Source organism: Clostridium sp., from assembly GCF_051278035.1.
Lineage (GTDB): Bacteria > Bacillota > Clostridia > Clostridiales > Clostridiaceae > Clostridium_AD.
On the sequence record NZ_JBNMNU010000285.1, the window covers coordinates 1 to 3,495 of the forward strand.

General features: G+C 27.1%; 6 protein-coding genes. 3 read left to right on the forward strand and 3 right to left on the reverse strand.

The features are described from left to right. A partial coding sequence (locus tag ACJAX4_RS22965) for a hypothetical protein (RefSeq protein ID WP_435791763.1) occupies window positions 1–505 on the forward strand: 505 nt, incomplete at its 5' end. A 79-nt stretch (window positions 506–584) separates the two neighbouring features. On the opposite strand, the gene ACJAX4_RS22970 is transcribed toward ACJAX4_RS22965, so the two are convergent. Continuing rightward, window positions 585–713, reverse strand: coding sequence for an aspartyl-phosphate phosphatase Spo0E family protein (locus ACJAX4_RS22970; RefSeq protein WP_435791764.1), 129 nt, complete (start codon window positions 711–713; stop codon window positions 585–587). Between the two features lie 312 nt (window positions 714–1,025). Between ACJAX4_RS22970 and ACJAX4_RS22975 the strand changes: the two genes are divergently transcribed. Next, window positions 1,026–1,442, forward strand: coding sequence for a hypothetical protein (locus ACJAX4_RS22975; protein ID WP_435791765.1), 417 nt, complete (start codon window positions 1,026–1,028; stop codon window positions 1,440–1,442). 310 nt (window positions 1,443–1,752) lie between these two features. Here ACJAX4_RS22975 and ACJAX4_RS22980 read toward each other — a convergent pair whose 3' ends face one another. Beyond that, window positions 1,753–2,277, reverse strand: coding sequence for a hypothetical protein (locus ACJAX4_RS22980; protein WP_435791766.1), 525 nt, complete (start codon window positions 2,275–2,277; stop codon window positions 1,753–1,755). A gap of 475 nt (window positions 2,278–2,752) precedes the next feature. Between ACJAX4_RS22980 and ACJAX4_RS22985 the strand changes: the two genes are divergently transcribed. Continuing rightward, window positions 2,753–3,103 (forward strand): hypothetical protein, encoded by a 351-nt coding sequence (locus tag ACJAX4_RS22985; protein WP_435791767.1) that lies wholly within the window; start codon window positions 2,753–2,755, stop codon window positions 3,101–3,103. Window positions 3,104–3,338: 235 nt separating this feature from the next. On the opposite strand, the gene ACJAX4_RS22990 is transcribed toward ACJAX4_RS22985, so the two are convergent. Further along, window positions 3,339–3,495: alpha/beta-type small acid-soluble spore protein (locus ACJAX4_RS22990; protein ID WP_435791768.1), on the reverse strand; the 157-nt coding region annotated here is incomplete at its 5' end.

Consider the following 3,495-nt stretch of genomic DNA (forward strand, 5'->3'; position numbering starts at 1 on the left):
TGATAAACTTTATAATGGAATAAGGGGCATTGACTGGTTAATGATAATTGGGCTAATCCTTATGATTTTGAATATGATATTTATAATTATAAGTTTCTTACTTAATAAAAAGAAAGCATTCAAAATAATTATCAAATTATATCCACATAATTACAAAATACAATCCAAAATACAGATACTATCACTGATATTTATTGTATTTTTAATAATACAAGTATTTTATTCTCCATCTATATCAATAATATTACCGGTTTCCATTATAGCTACAGGTTATGTATTACGTATCTTACCTTTTTATTTCGCTAATGGACTTTATGAGAACGGAGTAATGTATTCTGGGACGTTTTATTCGTGGGAAAATATTATAAGTCATAATTATAAAAAAGATAATATAATTACATTTGGAATAAATAGAACCCTTATTAGAGAGCCTTTAGAAGTTAATCTTTTTTTCAAATCAATAAGTTGTAGCGATATTGATGAAATAATCAATAGGAGCATATAATTTTGGATATATCTGTGATTATCAATTAAAAATTTAATGAAGGATATTCATATTAGACGTCATAAACAATATATTTTTTTTATTTATTTAGGGAGTAATAGTGAGAAACAATAAGCTTGTCCAATTTTTGGCTAACTAATATTGTTTTTTTATTCAAGGGTCCTTTTTCACTTATAAGTTTTATTAACTCATCTCTTAATTCTTCCATAATTTACCTCTTTCTTTAATAATATGTTTTTTTCAGCAACATTATACATTATATTGTAACTTTTACATTTGCGCAATATAAAATATAAAAGTTGTAATATTAAAACTATTCAAAAAAACAATGTGAAAGTAACACAATACCAATTGAGTTACTTTCACATTGATGCTATTAGCCATTTATTAAAATTGTAAATATATTTCTTCTTAGAATTTATGGTATAATTAAACAAATGTTTTATGTCAAACTCGTAAAATATTCTGTCGTGGTCACAATACTAAAATAAATTAAGGCTGAAGCAGAGAAAGGAATTATATGAAAGTAGATGTTTTAAGTTTCTATAAGCGAATTCTGATAACACAGTCATTAAGTATACTTTTTGCAGTTATATCAAATTTTCATACTCGTATACTGATAAACCGAGATTTGATGTTTGATAATCAGACACTATTTTTACACATTACTTTACTTGTAATAATTTTTTCAGTAATTATCATTAGATATCTGGATGGCAGATGGATAAATATACTTTTGATTTCTATACCTTATATAGTTTATTGGTTAATAGTTCTTGCAATTGCCTCAACGATATTTCCTACTCATACTGACTCTGAGAACTATGGGGCCGGAATAATACTTTTATTTGTAAGTGCTTGTCAATGGATAAGTGTTGTAATTGGAAGTATTATTGGAACATATATAAAAAAAAGAACACTTAACCTCAATAAATAAGTCGCAATCTTCAAATATGGGGTACTTGCTTTAAGTGTATATTGATATTTTGAATGTAACACACTGGTAATTAAGTTACATTCATTTCGAGTCTATAGGCTAAATATACATACATTGTATATTTCCAAGTGGTGGATTAACCTTAGATGGGAAACGCTGGATAAACTCTAAGAAAGATGTTATTAAGATAATTAATTTATTAAGTTTCGAATCCATATATTTAAGCCCCATTATATATTTCGTCTTATTCTACCCTTACTCAAGAAAAAGTTTACTTAACTATAAATTGCTTATGATAAAATTTAAATATCTATTTAATTTCATCCATATTAAATTCAGTTACCTTAAGTTTGACTGTTGAATTTTCTCTTTGTCCATCCACTGTTTCATAATCAAGAGAAAAATAAAGGTTATCTTTTATGATATTTATTTCATCTTTACTAAACAACTTCCCTGAACTTATCTCTCCTACACCTTTATTTAACAAAAATTCACCAGGAATCGTTATTTGTGTATTCCCTGCAAACGATACAGAATCAGATAAAACTACCTCTTTTTCCACTTGCTTATCTAAATAAATAGTTTTGGAATACGATTGTAGTTTTTCTTGTGAATCCCCAATATACCGTATTTCACCACCATTAACTATATGCTTGTTAGGAGAAATAATAACAATTCCATTGCTAATTCTTATATCTGAGCCCTCTCCCTCAAATGAATATACCTTAAATACTTGTTTATCAATTTTAGTTTTATATAATACTGTTGTCGCAACAAATATCACATTTGTAATAAATAAAAAAATTAAAAGACCGCGTGAAAGTGATTTCTTCATATTAATCATCCCCTCTTATTTTTATTGTAAAGGAAAGTAGTTACTTGATATATTTTACCATTACTACACAAATGATTTATTTAATTATACCATTATTACCGTAAATTAGGTTCTTTCACAGCATATATATGCTCCTCCAGAAGTTATTGCGGTTTTTTTAAAATAAGAATAAAAAAAATAAGAACACCAAATTTGGTATCCTTATTTTTCAGATTTTACTATAACGGTGGATATAACTTCTGTTAAATTAGAGATAGATTTATTGACTCCTCCTTTTGTATTATTTGGTTAATTATGATAATATCTATTGAGTGAGTTATGTATATGAGAACTACTTCACATATCACATTCTTGGTCTGATTTTTACTATGTCTAGCAATTATAGGTTAAAAAAACAAATATGAAAAAAGAAAATAACTTCAGAGCTACTTTGAATGAACTGATGATAAGGAATACTTACGAGGAGGAAATATTAATGAATGATTCAAACTTAGGCATAAATTCTAATCAAACTCTAGCAACTTCAAACGAAGCAAATTTAATAATCAAGTTTTTCACTGGTGTAAAGAACGATAATGACGCTCTACAGATGTTGAAAGATGTACAAGCTCATTACGATAAAAAAGGTGTGTGTTTAGAAATTGATGCCGATGTGTTTTGGCATTATTTACTAAACCGTAAACCATATCAACAAATTATAAAAAAAACTAAAACCATTAGGTACTATGATTTTAATAAAATAATTAAAATTAAAGAAATAAATAGTTATGAACAATTGGTTGAAGCTGCTACTGATTATAACAATAAATACAAACATTATAGATGATATTCAAATTAATGTTTAAAGAATGGTCAATAGACCACAGGTATATCGCACACTTTCAAAAAATAAAGAAGGCACAGGTATAGGCCTTAGTTTAGTTAAATCAATTGTAGTTCTTCGTCTTCTTCAATTTCTACGCTACTACCATATTCTTAGGATACTTAATAAGGTACCTAAATGGAAACACTTTTTAAAATGTGTTTCCCCTTTAGATACCCATTTAATGGTTATAAGTTAATTATAAGCTCTTTTCGTAAGACTCAACCATTTTTTTAACCATTTGTCCGCCTACCGATCCATTCTCTCTTGAAGTTAAATCTCCATTGTATCCTTCTGAAAGATTAACTCCTACTTCTTTAGCAGCTTCCATTTTAAACTTGTTTAAACCCTCTCTT

What these genes read in the sequence shown, in the direction of transcription:
- ACJAX4_RS22975 (WP_435791765.1), top strand. Translation starts at nt 1,026, where the DNA reads ATGAAAGTAGATGTTTTAAGTTTCTATAAGCGAATTCTGATAACACAG.
- ACJAX4_RS22980 (WP_435791766.1), bottom strand. Translation starts at nt 2,277, where the DNA reads ATGAAGAAATCACTTTCACGCGGTCTTTTAATTTTTTTATTTATTACA.
- ACJAX4_RS22985 (WP_435791767.1), top strand. Translation starts at nt 2,753, where the DNA reads ATGAATGATTCAAACTTAGGCATAAATTCTAATCAAACTCTAGCAACT.
- ACJAX4_RS22970 (WP_435791764.1), bottom strand. Translation starts at nt 713, where the DNA reads ATGGAAGAATTAAGAGATGAGTTAATAAAACTTATAAGTGAAAAAGGA.